10 protein-coding genes and 2 pseudogenes are annotated in these 15,552 nt (G+C 73.0%); 5 read left to right on the plus strand and 7 right to left on the minus strand.

Annotated features, from left to right (window positions below):
• Positions 1-212 (plus strand): annotated as a pseudogene (locus ACFV4F_RS39080) (acetyl-coenzyme A synthetase); the annotation flags it as partial.
• 87 nt (positions 213-299) lie between these two features.
• Positions 300-932: a hypothetical protein gene (locus tag ACFV4F_RS39085; protein WP_380445158.1), complete on the plus strand. Its 633-nt coding sequence runs from the start codon at positions 300-302 to the stop codon at positions 930-932.
• Here the strand turns inward: ACFV4F_RS39085 and ACFV4F_RS39090 are convergent.
• The gene (locus tag ACFV4F_RS39090; RefSeq protein ID WP_380445157.1) at positions 929-1,195 is read right to left on the minus strand and encodes an EsaB/YukD family protein; all 267 of its coding nucleotides are present in this window, start codon (positions 1,193-1,195) and stop codon (positions 929-931) included. The two genes, ACFV4F_RS39085 and ACFV4F_RS39090, sit on opposite strands and share 4 nt — an antisense overlap.
• Positions 1,196-1,800: 605 nt before the next feature.
• Between ACFV4F_RS39090 and ACFV4F_RS39095 the strand changes: the two genes are divergently transcribed.
• Positions 1,801-2,541 (plus strand): DUF899 domain-containing protein, encoded by a 741-nt coding sequence (locus ACFV4F_RS39095; RefSeq protein ID WP_380445156.1) that lies wholly within the window; start codon positions 1,801-1,803, stop codon positions 2,539-2,541.
• A gap of 228 nt (positions 2,542-2,769) precedes the next feature.
• Positions 2,770-5,508 (plus strand): LuxR C-terminal-related transcriptional regulator, encoded by a 2,739-nt coding sequence (locus tag ACFV4F_RS39100; protein WP_380445155.1) that lies wholly within the window; start codon positions 2,770-2,772, stop codon positions 5,506-5,508.
• Between the two features lie 53 nt (positions 5,509-5,561).
• On the opposite strand, the gene ACFV4F_RS39105 is transcribed toward ACFV4F_RS39100, so the two are convergent.
• The gene (locus tag ACFV4F_RS39105) at positions 5,562-7,418 is read right to left on the minus strand and encodes a serine/threonine-protein kinase (RefSeq protein ID WP_380445154.1); all 1,857 of its coding nucleotides are present in this window, start codon (positions 7,416-7,418) and stop codon (positions 5,562-5,564) included.
• Between the two features lie 372 nt (positions 7,419-7,790).
• Positions 7,791-9,131: a GH1 family beta-glucosidase gene (locus tag ACFV4F_RS39110; RefSeq protein ID WP_380445153.1), complete on the minus strand. Its 1,341-nt coding sequence runs from the start codon at positions 9,129-9,131 to the stop codon at positions 7,791-7,793.
• Positions 9,132-9,568: 437 nt separating this feature from the next.
• On the opposite strand from ACFV4F_RS39110, the gene ACFV4F_RS39115 reads away from it, so the two are divergent.
• The gene (locus ACFV4F_RS39115; protein ID WP_380510034.1) at positions 9,569-10,153 is read left to right on the plus strand and encodes an NADPH-dependent FMN reductase; all 585 of its coding nucleotides are present in this window, start codon (positions 9,569-9,571) and stop codon (positions 10,151-10,153) included.
• A 6-nt stretch (positions 10,154-10,159) separates the two neighbouring features.
• On the opposite strand, the gene ACFV4F_RS39120 is transcribed toward ACFV4F_RS39115, so the two are convergent.
• The 4 genes and pseudogenes from ACFV4F_RS39120 to ACFV4F_RS39135 all read right to left on the minus strand — a co-directional run.
• Positions 10,160-10,846: a TetR/AcrR family transcriptional regulator gene (locus ACFV4F_RS39120; protein WP_380445151.1), complete on the minus strand. Its 687-nt coding sequence runs from the start codon at positions 10,844-10,846 to the stop codon at positions 10,160-10,162.
• Positions 10,847-10,856: 10 nt separating this feature from the next.
• The gene (locus ACFV4F_RS39125) at positions 10,857-12,017 is read right to left on the minus strand and encodes an FAD-dependent oxidoreductase (RefSeq protein WP_380510037.1); all 1,161 of its coding nucleotides are present in this window, start codon (positions 12,015-12,017) and stop codon (positions 10,857-10,859) included.
• A gap of 143 nt (positions 12,018-12,160) precedes the next feature.
• Positions 12,161-14,497 (minus strand): annotated as a pseudogene (locus ACFV4F_RS39130) (TIM-barrel domain-containing protein); the annotation flags it as partial.
• A gap of 426 nt (positions 14,498-14,923) precedes the next feature.
• A partial coding sequence (locus tag ACFV4F_RS39135; RefSeq protein WP_380510040.1) for a class II fructose-bisphosphate aldolase occupies positions 14,924-15,552 on the minus strand: 629 nt, incomplete at its 5' end.

Here is a 15,552-nt window from a genome sequence, read left to right on the forward strand (position 1 = left end):
CCCACGTCGGCCGCACCCTCGGCCCCATCGCCAAACCCAAGCAGATCAAGGTCGTCGGCGAACTCCCCAAAACCCGCTCCGGCAAGATCATGCGCCGCCTCCTGCGCGACATCGCCGAAGGCCGCGAAGTCGGCGACACCACCACCCTGACCGATGCCGCCGTGATGACGTCCATCCAGGCGCAGCTGACCGACGGTTCGCCCAGGAGCTGATCGCGTCCCCACACGGCGAGGGGCCGCTCACCGGTTCGCTCCGGTGGGCGGCCCCTCGCCATCGAACTCCACCGAGGATCAGCCGAGTTGACCTACCGACCCGCGCTCGCCGCCACCAAGGCCACCGCCGCGCTCGCCCTGCTCCCCTGCCTCCTGCTCGCCGGCCTGGCCGCCGGACCCGAAGGTGCGGCCGCCCCTGCCCCTCCCGTCCCCCGAACACTGCGCGGGCTCGGCAACCTGACGGCCGACCAGTCCGGACTGAGGATGACGGCGTTCGGAGCGGACGCCTCGCACGCCGCCGACGGCGCCGCGGTGACCGCGATGCCGGAGAACGCCGAGGAGAACCAGGAGTGGCTCGTACGGCCCACCGCCGGCGACGAACTCGTCCTCCAGTCGCTCCTGCCGAGCACCGGTGACGACGGGACCGGCCCCCTGGTGCTCACCACGGATCCGGACGGCTCGGTCTACCTCGCACACGAGCGGGCCGGGAGCAGCCCGGAGCAGGCGAGCCCGGACCAGTCATGGACGTTCGCGGACGTCACCGCCCCTCCCCGGTGGACCACACCCGGCGCCGCCCCCGCCGGGCGGTCCACCACCCGGCTCCGGATCCACGCCCACCGGGGCGGCTGCCTCGTCGAGCAGGGCTACGGCGAGCGGCTCGCGGTCGGAGGCTGCGACGATCCCAGGGCCTGGTGGACGGCACAGGGCCCAACCGGCTAGCACGACAGGTGCAGGACCTCCCCGTCCCGCAGCCCCAGCGAAACGGCCGTGTCACCGGGTCCGAGCGGGGCACCGCCGAGACGCCGCAGCGCCCAGTCCCCGTCACCGGCCTGGCTTCCGGCAACGCACCGGACCAGCGCCGGAATGAGCCCCACGACCGGAACGGTGACCGGAACGGCCAGCTCGACGAGACCCTCCGGCCCCACGACGGTCAGCTCGCGGACGGCGTGCGCGGGAGAGATGGCGGTCAGCGTGGCGGTCATGGTGCTCCTCGGATGCGCGAAACGGCGGGGACGAACGACTCCGGCAACCACGTGCCACACCGTCCGGACCGACGCGTCCGGTGTCTCCCAGTGCCTCCACCCTAGGAACCGGGCAGCCCGAGGACATGACGACCGCCACCGACAGAATTGCGTCCCCGGACCGAAACCTTCGAAGCGCCATCCACCGCGGCCGGCGCCCCCGGTAGGTGGCGATCAGGTCGCGGTGGATGGGGTACGACGCCCTCGGGGTGCGGCGCTGCGGCACTGCGGCGCGAAGTCGACGTGGACGAGACCGAAGCGCTGGTGGCAACCCTCGACCGACCGGGGCGTACGGGGTCAGCGGGGCCCACGTCATCGTCCCGGGTCACGGCGCCCCGTTCCCCGCCGGGTCGGCCCCGCGCTGACGGCCCCGGAGGGACCGGGGATCCCGCCGCGCGATCACGTCACCGCACAGGCGATTCGGCTTGGCTTCGAGCACCCGCCGCCGCGCGCGTACGGTGGATGTATGGCCGGACGGGTAGCCGGTGGCAGGCACGGCCGGCTGCCACTGCGGGTGACCGCACGCCGCGATGTGGCGTTCTGCTCCCACACAGGAGGGAAAGGTCATGCCCGAGCACAGGATCGGCACGCAGGAGGAGTTCGAGGCGGCGCGAGCGGAGCTGCTCGCGGAGGAGAAGAAGCTCACCCGACGCAGTGACGAGCTCGCGCGGAAGCGGCGGGAGCTTCCCTGGGTGCCGGTCGAGAAGGACTACGGCTTCGAGACCGAGGGCGGGACCAAGTCGCTCGCGGACCTCTTCGGCGGGCGCTCGCAGCTGCTTGTCTACCACTTCATGTTCGGCCCGCCGTACGAGGCCGGATGCCCGGTCTGCTCCTCGATCGCGGACACCCTCGACCCCAACGCGGTCCACCTGAAAGCCCGCGACGTGACGCTGATCTGCTCCTCGCGGGCGCCGATCGCCAAGCTCCTCGCCTACCGGGAGCGGATGGGCTGGGGCTTCGACTGGGTCTCCACCGCCGGCAGCGACTTCCACCGCGACCTCGGCTTCCAGTACACCGCGGAGGAGCTGGGGCCGTTCCTCGCTGGCGACATCCCGCCGACCGTCCGGCAGATGGCGGAGGCCTGCGGCACCGACGTGCCCGGGTACGTGACCGAGGGACCCGGGCTGAGCGCCTACGCGCTCTCGAACGGCACCGTCCACCGGACGTACGTCACCACCGCACGCGGCCTTGAGCCCGCCATGGCCTACTACGGCCTCCTCGACCGGACGCCGCTGGGCCGGCACGAGGAGGGCGAGGAGACCCACTGGCTGCGCCGCCACGACGAGTACGGCCCGCTGACCGCCTGACCCTCGAACGGCCCGCCTCTCCGGCGAATGACCGTGTCCGACCGGTTTCGCACCCTGGCGCGCGAGGCCTGCGCGGGGAGCACTGCCCAGTCGGTGGTCACGTGTCGTCAAGCATGCGAGCGCCGTGGAGGGCTGGTGATTCTGTCATTCGGTGCGACTAATGTGCCGGTCATGTCGGATGGAATGCAGGACGGCGGATCCATCCTCGAGGGTTCGCCGGCCTGGAGGATGGCTGCCAGAGGGCGTCAACTGTTCGGGCGGGCGGGGGAGATCGAGACGCTGCTGGAGGTACTGGGTGACCTGACGACGGCGGGCGGACGGGCGATCGCACTGGTCGGGGAGCCGGGCATCGGCAAGAGCGCGCTGATGTCCACGGCCGTCGCACACGCCAGGGCCGCAGGGGTCCGGGTGGACGCGGCCCAGGGGCAGTACGCGAGCGCACCCGCGTTCCCGGGCCTGCGGTCGCTGCTGGACGAGCCCTGCGACGTGCGCGAGCAGGTGACGCGGGACGGCGCGGCGGTGGTCGCCGTGGACGACCTGCACCATCTTGCGGCCGATCGGATCCCGGGCCTGGAGCGGGTGCTCCAGGCGACCGCCAACGGCCCGCTGCTCTGTCTGCTCGCCTATCGGCAGCGCCAGCTCTCGCCCGCGCTCGCCGCCGTGCTGTCCCGCGCGATATCCGCCGGCCTGCTCGACGTGTGGCAGCTCGGGCCGCTCTCCCCGGCAGCGACCAGGGAGTTGCTCGGCGAGCGTCCCGACCTGGAGAAGCTCCACCGCGAGGGCCAGGGCAATCCGCAGTACCTCACGATCATGGCCTCCGACGGCCAGGCGATGGCCGCGGCCGGTACGGCGATCCTCGGTGAGCTGGCCGGCCTCGATGACACCGCACTCACCGTGCTCCACGCCGCGGCGGTGTTCGATCACTCGTTCCACCCGGAGCTGCTCGCCGCCGCGCTGGGGCTGGAGTTGCCCGAGACCATGCGGGCTCTGGACCTGCTCACCGGCCTCGACCTGGTACGGCCGGCCAACGCCGGAGCGAAGATGGTCCTGCGTCACCCGGCGGTGGGTGCGGTCGTGTACCAGCAGATCGAACCCAGCCGGCGCCGGGACCTGCACCGCCGCTCGGCGGCCGCGCTGGCCAAGCTCGCGGTGCCGATCGCCCGGCGGGCCCACCATGTGGCGCGGTCCCTCGACCCGAACGAGCCGGAGCACCTCACCACCCTGATCGCCGCCTCGCGAGACGCGCTGCACACCTCCCCCGCTGTGTCGGCCGGGTATCTCGAGGTCATACTGCCGCTGCTCCGGGAGGGTGGGCAGCACTGGCACGAAGCGCAGGTGCTGCTCGCGCAGACGCGGCTGCTGACCGGCGACGCCACCGAGAGCCGGGCGATGCTCGACACGCTGCGCCGACCGGCGGCCGGCCGACCGCCGCACGGAAACCACACCGTGACCGCACTCGCCGACGCGAGCCGGGCCGAACGGCAACTCGGCCGCTACAGCGAGGCCGGCGCCGTGGCGCGTGCCGGGCTCACGGCCCTGGCCGACCGCGACTGCGCCGCGGCGGCCGCCCTGCACTCCGAACTCGCCGACTGCGCCTACGACCTGCAGGACTACGAGAGCTGTCGGCAGCACGCCGAGACGGCCGCCGCGATCGCGCGCCGGAACCACGACCGGGTCAATGAGGCCAAGTCCCTGGCCCAGGCGTCGCTCGCCCACCTGTTCACCGGGGACCTCGCCGCGGCCGACCGCACCGCGGACAGTGCGGTCGAACTCGTCGACGCCGTCTCCGACGCCACCCTCCTGACCAATCTTGAGGCGCTGTACCACGTGGGCACGGCCGAAGGAACCCTCGGACGCCTGGCCGCCGCCGAGCGTCACCTCACCCGGGGCGCGGCGCTGTCCCGGCGCACCGGGCAGACGTACATCCAGCCCGCGCTGCTGATGGCGCTGGCCGGCACCCAGCTGCGCTGCGGGGACCTGCGCCGCACGCTGGCCACGCTCGACGAGGCCGACCGGCACACCGAGTTCGACGGCAACCCGGCGATCCGGGCAGTGCTGGCGGTGCTCCGCTCGCAGGTCCTGCTGTGGCGGGGCGGCTCCGCCGAGGTGCGCGAGGTGCTCGCGTCGGCCGATCGCGCGGCGGCGCTCGCCGACGGTCAGTCGACCGCCTGGGCCGTCAACGTCCGCTGCTCCCATGCCGAACTCGTGCTGATCACCGGGGATCCGGCCCGGGCGAGCCGGCTGCTGCTGGACGCCGCAGGCGGCGTCCACCTGCCCCGGGTCACTGCCTGGTGGCAACCACGCTGCTACGAGACCCTGACACAGGCTGCGATTGCCGACGGGGACCGGACGATGGCCGAGCACTGGGCGCACCTCGCCGAGGCCCGGGTCGACGAGCTGCCCTCCGCCAACCGTCGCGGGTACGCCGGGCGCACACGCATGTGGGCCCACCGGATGCGCGGGGACGTCGAGCAGGCTCGGCTCAGCGGGCTGGCGGCGGTCGCGGACTTCACCGTCGGCGGTGAGCGCATCGAGATGGGCCGCACGCTGGTCGCGGTGGCCGCGCTCACGCTGGACAGCCTGCGGACCGAGCAGGTGGCCGGGTGGCTCGACCAGGCCGCGGCGCTGGCCCACCAGTGCGGCTCGGCCCGGCTGGCCGACGAAGTCTCCCACCAGCGCGGCCGGTTGTTCACCGCGCTGGCTTCGTCCGCTGCTCCCTCCGCCTTCGTCCCGTCCGATGCCCGGAGCGGGGCGGATCCGGCCGGGCTGGCCCTGCTCACCGGACGGGAACAGGAGATCGCCCGCCTCGCCGGCACCGGCCTGACCAGCGGAGAGATCGCCGGCACGCTGTTCCTCAGCGTGCGCACGGTCGACACCCACCTCGGCCGGGTCTACCGCAAACTCGGTGTCTCCAACCGGACGAGTCTCACCCGCGCCCTGCTCGGCGAGGCACCCGACACGGCATGAGGGAGTCGTCGCCCAACGGCTGCTCCGCCCGCCACCTCCCCCCTCGGACGGGGTCAGGAGCTGCGTTGCCAGGTACTCAGCGAGAGCTTGACCTCGCCGGTCTGTACGTCGGCGGTCTCGATGGTCGCGATCGCGATGCTGTTGGCGGTGCGGTCGCGGATGCAGAGCAACCGGCCGCCGTTCACCTGGGCGAAGCCGACGTCGGCTCTGGGCTGGGTGTCGATCGCGGCGTTGCACTGGGCCGGGGTGGACGACGGGTCGGTCAGCACGGCGAAGTCGGAGAGGTCGAAGCCGGCCGCGCGGAAGGAGTCGGCCGAGACGCCACCGGTGGGGCTCTGGTGCGTCAGGGCGAGGGCCCACTTGGGAGCGGTGACGGCAGGGGCCGTCTTCCCGCCTGCCAGGTCGACCTGGTAGGCCTGGCTGGCGTACAGGCTGGCCGGGATCGTCAGTTCGACCTTGTTCACCACCGGGGTGTAGCTCCCCGCTGTCGCGGGCGCCGAGCCGCCGCCGACCGAGCCGGGTGCGCTGAGCGCGCCACCGGCCGACGAGGCGCCGGCGCTGGCCGCACCGGCGGCCGCGCTGGTGGGCGCACCGGTGGCCGCGCTGGTGGGCGCGGTTGCGGGAGCCGTCGGTGCGGGAGCCGTCGTCGACGCGACCGGGGACTTCGCGGCGGCCGGGGCCTGGGCGACGTCGCTGCCGCTGGTGGTCGACGTGTCGTGCCGGGTCAGCAGCACCCCGGCCAGCGAGCCGCCGAGCGCCACCACCACGGCGATGGTCACCAGGGTCTTCCAGGAAACGCCTTTCGCCTTGGCCTGCGGCGGTGCGAGGGGCGGCGCAGCCCCGGCGATCGGAACGGTCTGCTCCGGATATTGCGCACGTGCGGTGGGCATCTCACTGAGCGGTGGTGGGGGAACCGCCGCCGGCGTCGGGGTACCGAGCGAGGGCACCGAGTCCAGGACGGTGGGGGTCGGCAGTGTCCTGGGCAGGTCGGAACGGCGGATGATCTCGGTGGCCACCGGCGCGGGGAGCCAGTCGTCGGCGAACCGCAACTGCCCACCGATCTCGGGGCGGTTGCGGACGAGCTCGATGATCTCGGCAGGCGTGGGACGGTCCTCGGGCGACTTGGCCAGACAACGCTCCAGCAGCGCGCGCAGCTCGGCGGGCACCGCGTCCAGCTCCGGTGGCTCGTGCACCACCCGGTAGAGCACCGCGGTCTCCGGCCCTTCGCCGAACGGCTGCACGCCGCCGGCCACATAGGCGGCCAGCGCGCCCAGCGCGAAGACGTCAGTGGCGGGGGTGACCGGGCGGCCCTGGGCCTGCTCGGGCGCCATGTAGGCGGGCGAGCCGATCCGGACCCCGGTGCCGGTCAGCGCGGTGGTGTCAGCGGCCCGGGCGATGCCGAAGTCGATCACCCGCGGACCGTCGGCGGCGACCATCACGTTGGCGGGCTTCAGGTCGCGGTGCACCACGTCGACGCTGTGGATCGCCTGCAGCGCCTCGGCGATGCCGCCGAGCAGCAGCAGCACGGTGCGCACCGGCAGCCCGCCGTGCTCGCGCGCCACCTGCTGCAGCGAGGGGCCCGGCACGTAGGCGGTGACCAGCCAGGGGGTGTCGGCCTCGGTACCGGCGTCGATCACCTGGGCGGTGTACAGGCCGTGGATCCGCTGGGCGTTGGCCACCTCCCGGGTGAACCGGCGGCGGAACTCGGGGTCCTCGGCGAACTCGGGGCGGACCACCTTGAGGGCCACCGGGCGTCCGCCGGGCGTGTAGGAGAGGTAGACCCGGCCCATCCCGCCGGCCCCCAGACGCGCGTACAACCGGTAACCGGCTACTTCGGTCGGGTCGTCCGCCTGGAGGGGCTGAAAGGCGGGTGGCGGCGATGCGGCGTGGTGGAGATCGTCTGCAGGCATGGGCAGGGATTCGCCTCACTGTGTGTCACTTGTGGAAATTCAGGCAGCCCTTGAATTCGGCTGGAGTGCTCTGTCGGAACCGGCCTCGCGCGGATTCCCGGACGGCATTCACGTGCCGCCGACAAGGGTCGCTAGGTAATCCGCTTCTTGATTGCTCCTGTCACCCCGGGCAAGCCTCCCCGGCGACGGGGCCCACGGGCGTCAGTAGAACTACGCATTCCGACTACGTAATCCACCGGGTTCCGCCGACCCCGAGCCGCAGGCACGGATCCACACGCCGCGCCAAGCCGCACTCAGCCACGAAAGATGCTTCGCAAAGCCCGACCGGACCTGAATCGAGTCCGGCGGGTGCCACAACAGCCCAGCCCCCGACTACCGGTCACCCCGGGCCCGATGGGCGGCGATCAGGTCGCGGTACCAGGCGTACGACGCCCTCGGCGTGCGGCGCTGCGTTTCGAAGTCGACGTGGACGAGGCCGAAGCGCTGGTGGTAGCCCTCGGCCCACTCGAAGTTGTCGAGGAGGGACCAGGTGTAGTAGCCGCGGACGTCGGCGCCCTCGGCGATGGCTTGGGCGAGGGCGTCGAGGTGGGTGGCGAGGAAGTCGATGCGGGGGTGATCGGGGGTGGTGGACTCGTCGACGGAGCAGCCGTTTTCGGTGATGGTGATGGGCGGGAGGGCTTCGCCGTACATCTTCCGCAGGCTGGCCAGGAGTTGGCGCAGGCCGTCGGGGACGACGGGCCAGCCGAAGGCGGTGTGGGGGGCCTCGGGGATGTCGACGAGGTCGAAGGGCAGGCCCGGGGAGGTGGGGGCGGCGACGCGGGTGGGGTTGTAGTAGTTGAGGCCGAGGCCGTCCAGGCGCGGGGTGTGGATGAGGTCGAGGTCGCCGTCGCAGACGGCGCCGTAGATGTCGTCGGGGACGCCCAGGGCGGAGAGGTCGGGGTAGCGGCCGAGGAGGACGGGGTCGGTGAACAGGCGGTTGTGCAGGGCGTCGTAGGCCTCGGCGGCGGCTGCGTCTTCGGGTGACGAGGAGGCCGGCCACACCGGGGTGAGGTTGTTGGACAGCATCACCTCCAGGCCCCGCTCGTGGAGCAGCGAGGCGGCCAGGCCGTGGGCGAGGAGCTGGTGGTGGGCCGCGGGCAGGGCCTCGAACATGAGGGTGCGGCCGGGGGCGTGGGTGCCCAGGGCGTAGCCGAAGACGGTGTGGACGAAGGGCTCGTTGAGGGTGATCCAGGCGGGGATCCGGTCGCCGAGGCGGTCGGCCACAAGGGTGGCGTACTCGGCGAAGCGGTACGCCGTCTCGCGGTTGAGCCAGCCGCCGGCGTCCTCCAGGGCCTGTGGGAGGTCCCAGTGGAAGAGGGTGGGCAGCGGGGTGATGCCGGCTTCCAGGAGGGAGTCGACCAGGCGGTCGTAGAAGGCCAGGCCGGCGGGGTTCACAGGCCCCGTGCCGGTGGGCAGGATGCGGGACCAGGCGATGGAGAAGCGGTAGCCGTCCAGCCCGAGGCCCTTCATCAGGGCGATGTCCTCGGCGTACCGGTGGTAGTGGTCGCAGGCGACCGCTCCCGTGTGCCCGTCCCGGACGGCGCCGGGGCGCGCGGTGAAGACGTCCCAGACGGACGGGCCGCGGCCGTCCTCCTCCACCGCCCCCTCGATCTGGTAGGCGGCGGTGGCGGCACCCCAGCGGAATCCGGAGGGCAGGTCGAGGCGGTTCGGCATGGCAGCCTCCCGAGGCAAACATGAGGAGTACTCATGTTATCGCCGTGCCGCCGGAACGCCAGAGGACGGGTTTCCGCGTTCCAGCAGGGCGAGCCGGGTGTCGCGCAGCTGGGTGGCCTGGGGGGAGAGGCGGCGAGCACCGGCACGGCGGCGAACGGCTCGCCCCGCCACGAGTCCACCAGGGCAAGCACAGGAGGAGGGCCTGCAGCGTTCGCACCTCCGGGCCGGCGAGCAGCAGCGGCCCGAGCAACCCGAACCGGACCCCTGCGCCGGAACCCCCGTAGTGACGACCGGTCGCATCGACGGAGGAGGAGCAGGCTTCCTTGACAGCTGCCGCCAGGGCCGGACGCGACTTGACGTCAAGTGCGCTTGAACTTCGATCATATGGACGTCGCCCCGCAGCGGGGCGTGCAGATCCGACTGTCGAGGAGTTCCCCATGTCCGCCACGCCCCTCCGTCTCGCCGTCATCACCGGTAGCGTCCGGGACGGCCGGTTCGGGCCGACCGTCGCCAACTGGGTCGCCTCGCTCGCCAAGGAGCGGGACGACCTGCTGGTCGATGCGATCGACCTCGCCGACCACCCGTTGCCGCACGAGCTGTCCCACAACCCCGGCAAGGAGGTTGCGCAGGTGCTGGCCGGGGTCTCGCCGCGGCTGGCCGAGGCGGATGCCTTCATCGTGGTCACTCCGGAGTACAACCACAGCTTCCCGGCCTCGCTGAAGAGCCTGATCGACTGGCACGGGAAGGAGTGGGCGGCCAAGCCGGTCGGCTTCGTCTCCTACGGCGGCCTGTCCGGCGGCCTGCGCGCGGTGGAGCAACTGCGGCAGGTCTTCGCCGAGATGCACTCCGTGACCGTCCGTGACGTGGTCAGCTTCCACAACTGCTGGGGGCAGTTCGACGAGACCGGCGCGCTGAAGGAGCCCGCCGGCGCGACGGCCGCCGCGACCACGCTGTTCAACCAGCTCGGCTGGTGGGGGCACGCCCTGCGCGAGGCCCGCGAGAAGAAGGCCTACGGCAACTGACGGGCACTAACGCGGGGTGGCGGCCGTCCCGTTGATCACCATGCGGAAGGTCCACGCGAGGCGGTCCTCCGGGGTGCCGGCGAGCAGGGCGGGGCCGAGGGCCGCGATGCGGGGGTGCTCGGGGGCGGTGGCGGCGAGCAGGGTTTCGGCGAGGGCGGTGTGTTCGGCCTCGGCGCCCGGGTCGGCGTCGCGGGCGGACTGTTCGGCGGCCGTCGCGGTGGCCACGAGCAGCAGGACGTCCACACCCCAGGCCGCCTGCCCGTCCGGCACGCCGCCCTCGTGCAGCAGCGCGAGGAGCGCCTCCACGACGGCGAGGTAGTGCGGGCCCGACGGGCGGGTGACGAGTGCGGTGTGGGCGAGCGCCGGAAGCCGGAACAGCACCCCGGTGTACGAGCCGAGGACGGCGGCCAGGCGCTCGCGCCAGTCGCCGGCCGCCCGCACCGGCGCGAGGTCCACCGCGCCGAGGAACTCCTCCAGGATCGCCGCGTGCAGCTCGGCCGTGTTGGCGACGTACACGTAGAGCGAGGCCGGGCCGGTGTCGAGCTCCTGCGCGAGGCGACGCATGGTCACCCGCTGCAGTCCCTCGGCCTCCAGGATCCGGACGGCGGCGGCGACGATGCCCTCGTAGGTGAGGGCGGGCTTGGCCGGGCGTTCGCGGCGGCTGCGGGGGCGGGGCGTCGGGGTGCTGCTCATGCCGTCCACCTTAGGCCGCGGGCCCGGTGACCAGGTCGAGCATCCCCTGGAGACCCTCCGGCCCGAACATCCGCTCCAGGTTGGCCGCCGACTCCGCCGCCGAGGCCTCGCTGCGCGGGAACAGCTCCCGCTCGTACGCCGCGAGCGCCGCCTCGGCGGCGCCGGGGTGGGCGGCGATCGCCGCGCCCAGTTCGGCGCCGTCGAGCATGGCGAGGTTGGCGCCCTCGCCCGCGAACGGGGACATCAGGTGGGCGGCGTCGCCGAGGAGCGTGACGCCGGGGACGCGGTCCCAGCGGTGGCCGACCGGCAGGGCGTGGATGCGGCGCCCGACGAGCGGCCCGTCGGCGTCGGCGACGAGGGCGCGCAGGCCGTCGGACCAGCCGTCGAACTCGGCGAGGACGGCCCGCTTGACCGCTGACGGATCAGCGGCGCCGAGGCCGTCCAGCCACTCCTCCCCCACCCGCAGGGCGGTGTAGACGTGGATGCTGCCGTCCGTTTCGAGGTGGCCGAGGAAGCCGCGGTCCTCGGCGAGCGCCATGAAGAACCCGCCGCCGACGAGTGCGGCGGCCTCGGGGTGACGGACGGCGGCGTCGTGCAGGTCGGCCTCGACGAAGGAGATGCCGGTGTAGGCGGGGACGGCGTCGGACAGCAGCGGGCGGACCCGCGACCACGCGCCGTCGGCACCGATCAGCAGGTCGGTGGTGAGGGTGCCGCCGTCGGCGAAGGCGACCTCGTGGCGGCCGTCGCCGAGCGCCCGGACGCCGGTGGCCTTGCGGCCCCAGCGGACCGTCCCGGCGGGGAGGGAGCCGAGGAGGAGGTCGCGCAGGGCGCCGCGGTCCACCTCGGGGCGGCCGCCGGTGCCGTCGTCCGGGGCGTCGAGCCGGACGGTGCCGTCCGGGGCGACCAGCCGCATGGCCTCGCCGCCCTCGTGGACGAGGGCGCGGAAGCCGTCGTACAGGCCGGCCGCGTGCAGGGCGCGCTGGCCGGACTCCTCGTGGATGTCCAGCATGCCGCCCTGGGTGCGGGCCTCGGGGGACGCCTCCAGGTCGAACACGGCGGCCTCGACACCGTGGACGTGGAGCACGCGGGCGAGGGTCAGGCCGCCGAGGCCGGCTCCGAGGACGGCGATCGGGACGTGGGCGGGGACGGGGGTCGGGTTGCGCTGGGTCATGTCCGCTCCTTCGGGTCGCCGGCGTCCTCTCCACGGTAACGAACATGTTCGTTACGAACAAGTTCGCCGAGCTGAAGAAGGGGGAGGGCGGAAGTCCGAAGACCTCCGCCCTCCCCCGGCTCGGCCCGGCTCGACCAGGCTCAGCCCGCCAGCGGTCCGGCTCCCGCCAGGAGCAGCGAGAAGCCCGAGTCCGTCGCCTGCTGCGGCGTCTTCACGTGCACCACGCCCGCCGCCGCGTCGTAGAACCACCCCGCGCCCGCCGCGTCCAGCCCGGCCTGCGAGGAGTAGCCGTCCAGCGGCTCGTGGTCCAGGAGCACCGCGCCCGGCCCGGCCCCGGCGTGGACGGTGAACTCGTAGGCGCGCGCGGCCGGCTTGCCCGTGTAGTCGCCCACGCTCGGGCCCACGTCCACGGTGGTCACGCCGTGCCCGCGCCCGACCGAGCGGACCGACACCTCCTGGGTGGCACCCGCGCCCTGCTCGTGCGCGCGCGTCGTGCCGTCGTCCTCGTAGAGCGTGAACGAGGACTCGCCGCCCTTGGCGTAGACGTCGTAGGAGAGCCGGCCGGTGTCGCGGGTCTGCCACGACAGCGTGCCCTGCGGCCACATCGGCACGACGGCTCCGGCCCGGACGAACAGCGGCAGGGTGTCCAGCGGCGCCTGGTACCCGTTGACCGTGGTCGGGCCCTCGTACGTCTTGCCCGTCCAGTAGTCCACCCACGTGCCCTTCGGCAGGTAGATGCCGTTGCGGACGGACGAGTTGTCGTACACCGGCGCGACGAGGAAGTCGCTGCCGCTCATGAACTCGTACTTCGCCGCGTCGCCCCACGTGTTCGGGTCGTCCGGGTACTCCAGCACGAGCGGCCGCACCGCGCCGACGCCCGTGCGGTGCGCCTCCTCGGCCAGCGTGTAGAAGTACGGCAGCAGGCGCTCCTTGAGCTGGAGGTAGCGCCGGTTGACCGAGGTGTACGGCTCGCCCGCCCGCCACGGCTGCTTGTCGGCGGCCGCCCAGCCGTCCATCGTCATGATGGCCGGGACGAAGGTCTTCCATTCCAGGTCCCGGGTCTCCACCTTCGGGTCGCTGCCGAAGATGCCGCCCACGTCGCCGGTGTTGTACGCGATGCCGGACATGGCCGCGCCCGCGTACGTCGGGATCTGCCAGCGCACGTAGTCGTACGTGCCCTTCTGGTCGCCGCTCCACAGCACGCCGCAGCGCTGTGCGCCGGCCCAGGAGACGGGGAGCCAGACGAAGCCGCGGGCGTCGCTGTTCTGCTCGATGCCGTCCTTGGCCTTCAGACAGCCGTCCAGCGCGAACTTGTAGCCGGGGCCGACCCAGGCGACGTCCAGCTTGCGCACCCGCACGCCCGCCTTGACCTCCTCGCCCTGGTTGGGCAGGCCGGTCGACGTCCACAGGCCCAGCTGCATCTGGTGGTCGCGCAGGCCCTGGCCGGTCTGCTGGAGGTTCTCGTAGCCGCAGCCGTAGCCGTCGTTGACGAGCATCCAGCCGAGCGGCTGCTGGTTGGCGGTGTAGCCGTCGGCGACCTTGAGGGCGTCCAGGGTGTGCCGCTCGCCGCGGTTGGCGTTGTGCAGGTAGCAGTCGGAGTCGCCCGGTTCGAGGCCGTAGACGGGCGGCATGAAGGGCTTGCCGACGAGGTCGGTGTAGGCGCCGATGATGTTCTTGAGGTCCGGGCCGTAGAAGTAGTAGCCGTCGAAGCGGCGTTCGCGCTCGGACGTCTGCACCGGGTCACCGAAGGTGTACGTGCCGGGGGCGTAGGTGTGGCGGAAGACGCCGTAGCCGGCCGAAGAGAGGTAGAAGGGCTGGGAGTTGTTGAACCCGCCCTCGTTCCAGTTGTAGTCGTTGGCGACGTGGACGGTCCTGCCCCGGTGGGAGAACGAACCGTTCTGCTCGCCCGCGCCGTAGAACTGCTCCTGCGGCCCGCGGGCGAGGGTCTGCTGCATCGCGTCCTGGGTCCAGGTGAGGCCGCGGGTCTCCTCCCAGACGCGCTTGGTGTCGTCGTCGGTGTAGAGCGCGAAGCGCAGCGGCTGCTTGTACGCGCGCAGGGTGAGGTGCGCGGAGCTGATCGCGTAGTAGTCGCCCTCGTCGCGCTCCTCGACCGTCTTGAGGGTGGGCGGAGTCGTCGCGATCATCTCCCCGACGGGCGGGGCCGTGAAGGTGCCGTCCGGGCTGAACTGCAGGCGGAAGGCGTCCTCGGTGGTGAAGTCCACGCGGGCGCGGGCCGTCGCGCCCGCCTGGATCAGGTAGCCGTCGCCGTCCCGGACGATGCCGGTCGCGTCGCCGGCGGTGGTGGGCTCGGGGAGCAGCGCGGTCGCGGTGTAGGAGGAGTTCTTGACGGAGTAGGGCACCACCAGCACCTGGTAGGTGCCCGACGCGTCCGGGATCACGGCGGTGGTGGGGACGGCGCCGGTCTGGTTCTCGGCGACCTTGCGGCCCGCGCCGTCGTAGACGTAGAGGTCGAACTCCATGGTCGGGTCGGGCCAGCTGATCGAGACCGGCACGCCGCCGTCGGGGTGGCCCTGCCAGTAGCCGGGCGGGACGTCGACGGTGATCGAGAAGCGGTCGCAGACCTTGCCGTCCGGGTCGGCGGCGGCGCTCGGGCAGTGCGCGGGGTCGGGCACGGCGCCGTTGGCGTAGGTGGGGCTCTGCCAGGTCACCGTGCGGTGGCCGGGCGAGAGCGTGCCCGCCGACGGCGTCGCGGCGCGGGCCGCGGGGACGGCGCCGAGCAGCGCGCACAGCAGCGCGAGCACGGTGGTCAGGACGCCTCGGGGGTGCGGGCGGCGTAAGCGGTGGCGCATGGACGGCATGGGGCGTGTCACCTTCCGTTCTCCGGTGGGGCTCCCGCCGGGGGATCCGGACGGGACGTCTGGATGCGGGGTCCTTGCTCGACGGTCTCAGGAAGGGTTCGCCCGGAGGACGGTGAGCAGGCGGGCGACCTCGGCGGCCGTCGCGGCGCGGCCGGCCCCGAGGTAGCGGCGGGTGTCCACGAGCCGCACGTCGTCCGCGAGGGCGCGCCGGACGGTGGCGGTGAACACCCGGTTGAGCTGGGTGGCGATGTTGACCTTCGTGATGCCGTGCTCGACGGCCCGGGTCAGGTCCTCGTCCGCGACGCCCGAGGACCCGTGCAGCACGAGCGGCACCGGCACGGCCTCGCGCAGCCGCGCGATGAGGGCGAAGTCGAGGACGGCGTCCCGGGTGGCCATCGCGTGCGAGGAGCCGACGGCGACGGCCAGCGCGTCGACGCCCGTCCCGGCGGCGAAGTCGGCCGCCTCGTCCGGATCGGTGCGCACCCCCGGCGCGTGGACGCCGTCCTTGCCGCCGATCTCCCCCAGCTCCGCCTCCACCCAGACCCCGGCCGCGTGACAGCGGGCCACGACCTCGGCGGTCCGGCGGAGGTTGTCGGCGTGGGCGAGCGCGGAGGCGTCGAACATGACCGAGGAGAAGCCCAGGTCGACGGCCTCGGCGACGAGTCCGGCGGACGTCGCGTGGTCGAGGTGGACGGCCACGGGAACGGTCGCCCGCC

Source organism: Kitasatospora sp. NPDC059722, from assembly GCF_042733235.1.
Classification (GTDB): Bacteria; Actinomycetota; Actinomycetes; order Streptomycetales; family Streptomycetaceae; genus Kitasatospora.